The following is a 4,369-nucleotide window of genomic DNA, read 5'->3' on the forward strand; positions in this document are numbered from 1 at the left end:
CGGCGCGATGCGGGTGATGGTCGAGCGGCCCGGCGTGGACCCGCTCGGCGGGGTGTTCTGCTACGCGCTGACCGAGCACCGCTGGGCGGTCGGTGTGTCGGTGCCCACCGCGACCAGCAGTCGGAGCTGGGCGACCGCCGAGCTGTCACGCTGGCGCGGCAGGCGGGCCGCCTCGGTGCCCGGTCGGGGTTGCGGACGCCGGGCGGTGCCCGTCTCCCCGGTCACAGCAGCGTCCCGACGACTGTCGCCTCGGGGTACTGCCGGCGCTGCTCGTCCCACTGCACGAGCATCGCGGACAGGAACGGCCGGCAGAGCCGAGCGGTCAACGTCGGGGTGTCGATCCGGTCGTACACCTCGATGTAGACGGTCGGGATGCGCCGCAGCCGGGCCAGCACCACGAACGGCACCGCCACCCCGGCGCCTGTGGTGACCACGGCGGCGACCCGCCGGGCCCGCAGCACCCGCCAGGCCAGCAGCGCGTTGCGCAGCAGGTTCGGCACGTTGCGGGTGGTCGGGTGGTGCGCCGGCACCAGGTCCTCGCCATCCAGCAACGACACCGCCTCCGGGGTGTCGAAGGTGACCCAGCAGCGCTGCCACTGTTCGTACCAGGGCCGCAGAGCCAGTAGTTGGGCCAGATGGCCACCGCTGGAGCCGACCAGCAGCAGCACCGGTGCCCCACTGTCGTCGTTGTTCGTGTCCACGCGACTCCCCACAAGTTCGCTTGGAATTTCAGTTCACGCCAGGCAGAAGCAGATCACACGATCCCCGGTCGTTGAATAGCGCGACCGGCCGAGCCGACGATCTCCACAGCGGGCGGTGCGGTGCACCGAACGTCCGAGGTCCATCGATCGTCATCACCACCTGCGATTATGTCGTCACTCTGCGGCGCACCGTCGTCGCCGCGATTCCTCCAGATCAGCCGCTATGTCTTTTCTCGATGACGTCCAAGAGTGCGGGATGCAGGGCGGCGTTCCAGCCCGCGCCCGCATCGGCCAGCCGCCACGTCCGCAACCACATCTCCACCAGGTACGCGTCGGCGACGAGCCGGCGCTGCGCGGCGTCGAGGCCGAGCCGCTCGCCGTGCCGGCTCAGGTGTCCGTCAACAGCCGAGGCGGCGGCGGCGGCCGGCTCCCCACGCAGCACGAGGGCCCGCTGGAACGCGTCGTGCGCCAGGTCGAAGCCGACCGGCACGTCCGGCCCGCTGTGCTCCCAGTCCCAGGCGACCAACCGGCCGGCGTGCCAGCCCAGGTTCCACGGCACCCAGTCACCATGCCAGTGACCGAACTCGACGCTGGTGTCGCCATGCCGGCGGGCCAGCGCCGAGACCGCAGCGACCGCCCGCGCACCGGCCGGCTCGGTCGCGGCGGCCTGGCCGGCCTGATCGGCCAGCCGACGCAGGAAGGTCGAGTCGACCAACGGTCGAGGCGTGCCGGCCGGGCCGCCCCGCCGGGCGACCGCGAGCAGCGCCGCGATCCGGGGCGGGTCGTCCACCGGCACCCCGCGTACCGCCGGGGGCAGCGGCTCGATCACCGCGACCACCTGACCCGCCCACGACGTCTCGGTGAGCAGTCGCGGCGGCGTCGGATGGTCGGCGACACCGACCACCTCCCGCAATGCCCGCAGCGCCGCCGCCTCCGCGCTGACCAGCGCGCGGGTCGCGTCGTTCCAGCCGATCTTCGCGTAGCCGCGCGGACTCCCGTCGGCACTGAAGAGTTGCAGGGTGGGCTTGCCGTTCGGGTCGGGTGGGCGGACCCCGAACGCGGCCAGCAGCGGCGTGTCACCCAGGTCGGCGGAGAGCCGCTCGCTCAGCAGCAGCTCCGCGGCCGGCACCCCGGCCGGCACCGAGACGGTCAAGGTGGGAAAGGGCGCGAGCCCCGCCCGACCGAACCGGGCCAGCCCGCCGAGCACCGCCCGCAGCGCGCGCACCTTCGGTGGCCGCAGGGCGTTGTACGCCAACAGGGACGCCGCCCCGGCCCGGGGCGCGCCCAACGGCACCAGGAACCGGGCCCGGGCGACCGACGGCACCACCGCGTACCGGGCCACCGCCTGGTGACCGGCCGGCAGGGCACCGGCCACGGTCAGGCCGACCCGGTCGTCCGGGAAGACCGCGCGGCTCACCCAACCCAGGCCGTCCACCCGCGAACGCGGGTCGGTGGCCGGGCCCACCCCTGTCGTCACGCCGCCCGGTCCGCCCAGTCGAGGTCCAGCCCGAGTCGTTGCCGCAACGCGTCGTTGTACGGCCGGTAGTAGTCGGTCAGCTCGGCGCGCACGCTCGGCTCCAACGGTGCCGAGCGTCGATCGTTGTAGACCTTGAAGTTGGGCAGGTCGTACGCCGGCAGACCGAGGAAGTCCAGGGTCCGTCGGTAGGTCGCCCGCGAGTCGCGGTACAGGTCCTCGCTGGGCAGGAAGAGGATCTGCCCCGAGTCGAAGCGCTCCAACCACGGCTCCAGGTGCTCCAGGTAACGCCCCCGGGCCCGGTACGTGTACCAGTCGTACGGCTCGCTGAACGACTCCGGCTCGGCGATCAACCGCTCCCGCTCCCCCGCCGTGCGTTCCGGCTCGGCGGCGAGGGCGGCGGCGAAGTCCAGTGGTTCGATGCCGTGGGTGCGGCGTTCCTTCCAGTGCGAGTACGCGCGTTCCACCGGGTCCCGCAGCAGCACGATGAGCTTCACCGACGGCATCAGCGCGGAGACCCGCTCCGCGGCGAGCGGGTGGAACATGTACAGCGGGGCGGCCTCACCGACCCGGACCGGCCCACCGTGCCGCTTGGCCAGGGCCTCGCGCTGCCGCTCGGTCGGGAAGTGCGAGCGGTACCAGGCTTCGCCGCGGCCCCAGTGCTCCTCGAAGTAGTGCGCCGACTTGGTGTTCCACGCGGGGAAGAGCCGGGGCACCAACGGGTGCTGGATGAGGTAGTTCCACAGGGAGGTGGTGCCACCCCGTTTGGTCCCGATGATCAGGAAGTCCGGCAGCGGCCGGCGGTCGCTGGTGCGAACGCCGTAGTCGACGAGCGACTCCCTCACCCGGGTGGTCACCTGGGTCGGAACCAACTGCTTGACCCGGTCACGGATGGACACCACGACGAACCTCACCTGCCTCTCGTCGATGCCGAGGTGGGTTCGGCGGCCGCGGCCGCGTTGTCCCCTCCACGGATCTGCCTCATGGTCCCCCGGATGCCGGCGCGCACCCGGGGCAACGTCAACATGCCGACGCAGCCGGTCAGCAGCACCGCCAACGCCACCGCGAGGCCGGGCAGGCCGCGACCGCCCACCAGCACGCCGGCCCCGGCAGCCAGGCCCACACCGGCGATCGTGGCCGCCGCGGCACGCACCATCGCGGCGTCGAACAGCGGCTCCCGAACCACCGACCGGGCGAACCCGGCGGCGGTGAGGTTCTCGGTGGCGATGCCGGCCGCCCAGGCCACCGCCGCGCCCGTCGCGCCGTAGCGGGGAATCAGCCACAGACCCAGCGAGACGGTCACCGTCAACCCGGCAACGGTGGCGACCAGGTGCAGCCCGCTGCGCCCGCCCATCAGGAGCAGGCTCTGCACGTTGCCCACTCCGGTGTTGACGAGCATCGCCAGCGCCAGCACCGTCATCGCCGGCACACCGGCGGTGAACTCCGGCCCGAACAGTTGGAGGAAGGCCAGCGCGAAGACTGCCAGCAGCAGGTACACCGGCCAGGACAACACCAGCCCCCAGGTGGTCAACTGCCGGTGCACGGCCGCCGCCGCGGCCCGCTCACCCCGCCCGAGCAGCCGGGACAGCTGCGGCGACACCGCCACCCGCAGCCCCTGCATGGCCAACTGACCGGCCAGCACGTACCGGCCGACCGCGCCGAAGACACCGGCGTCCGCCGGCCCGGCCAGCACCGAGGTGAGCAGCACGCCCACCCACATGCTGCCGGCGTCGATGGCCGCCGAGGCGGCCCGGGGCAACGCGAAGCGCCAGAACGTGGACCAGTCGGCGCGGTGCGGACGCAGCGTCGCGCCCCGGCCCAGCCCGAGCGGGCCGGCGACGAGGATGAGACAGGCCAGCAGCGCCAACGCCGCCGGCACCAACCAGCCGGTCATGCCGGCGAGCAGGCCGCCCCCGGCCAGCGCGGCCGCGCCGACCAGCACCGGGCGGGCGACCGGCAGCAGCAGGAACTGCACCCCGACGTACGCCCGGATGGGCCGCACGCAGCGCAGCGCGGCCAGTAGCAGGGTCATGGCGACCACCACCGGCACCGCGGCGAACGTGACGGTGAGCAGAGCATCGCCGCTCGCGCCGGAGCCGCGCCGGAGTCGGCAAGCTGACCGAGCAGATCGACGACCTGGCGGGCCCACCGGACGAAGTCACCGGCGGGCATCTCACCATCGATCTCGTGACCG

Annotated in this window: 4 protein-coding genes and 1 pseudogene; all 5 read right to left on the reverse strand. The window is 73.1% G+C overall.

Annotated features, from left to right (window positions below; all coding sequences use genetic code 11):
- Positions 1–60 precede the first annotated feature (60 nt).
- Positions 61–225 (reverse strand): hypothetical protein, encoded by a 165-nt coding sequence (locus ABZ749_RS30235; protein WP_357233749.1) that lies wholly within the window; start codon positions 223–225, stop codon positions 61–63.
- Positions 222–701 carry a UDP-N-acetylglucosamine--LPS N-acetylglucosamine transferase gene (locus ABZ749_RS30240; RefSeq protein ID WP_357233751.1) on the reverse strand — a complete coding sequence of 160 codons (480 nt, stop codon included), beginning with the start codon at positions 699–701 and terminating at the stop codon, positions 222–224. Before ABZ749_RS30240 ends, ABZ749_RS30235 begins: the two co-directional genes overlap by 4 nt.
- A gap of 214 nt (positions 702–915) precedes the next feature.
- Positions 916–2,178: a hypothetical protein gene (locus ABZ749_RS30245; protein WP_357233753.1), complete on the reverse strand. Its 1,263-nt coding sequence runs from the start codon at positions 2,176–2,178 to the stop codon at positions 916–918.
- Positions 2,175–3,077 (reverse strand): sulfotransferase domain-containing protein, encoded by a 903-nt coding sequence (locus tag ABZ749_RS30250; RefSeq protein WP_355009240.1) that lies wholly within the window; start codon positions 3,075–3,077, stop codon positions 2,175–2,177. Before ABZ749_RS30250 ends, ABZ749_RS30245 begins: the two co-directional genes overlap by 4 nt.
- A gap of 8 nt (positions 3,078–3,085) precedes the next feature.
- Positions 3,086–4,273 (reverse strand): annotated as a pseudogene (locus tag ABZ749_RS30255) (polysaccharide biosynthesis C-terminal domain-containing protein); the annotation flags it as partial.
- Positions 4,274–4,369 lie beyond the last annotated feature (96 nt).

Origin of the sequence: Micromonospora sp. NPDC047753, from assembly GCF_040642735.1 — a bacterium.
Lineage (GTDB): Bacteria > Actinomycetota > Actinomycetes > Mycobacteriales > Micromonosporaceae > Micromonospora.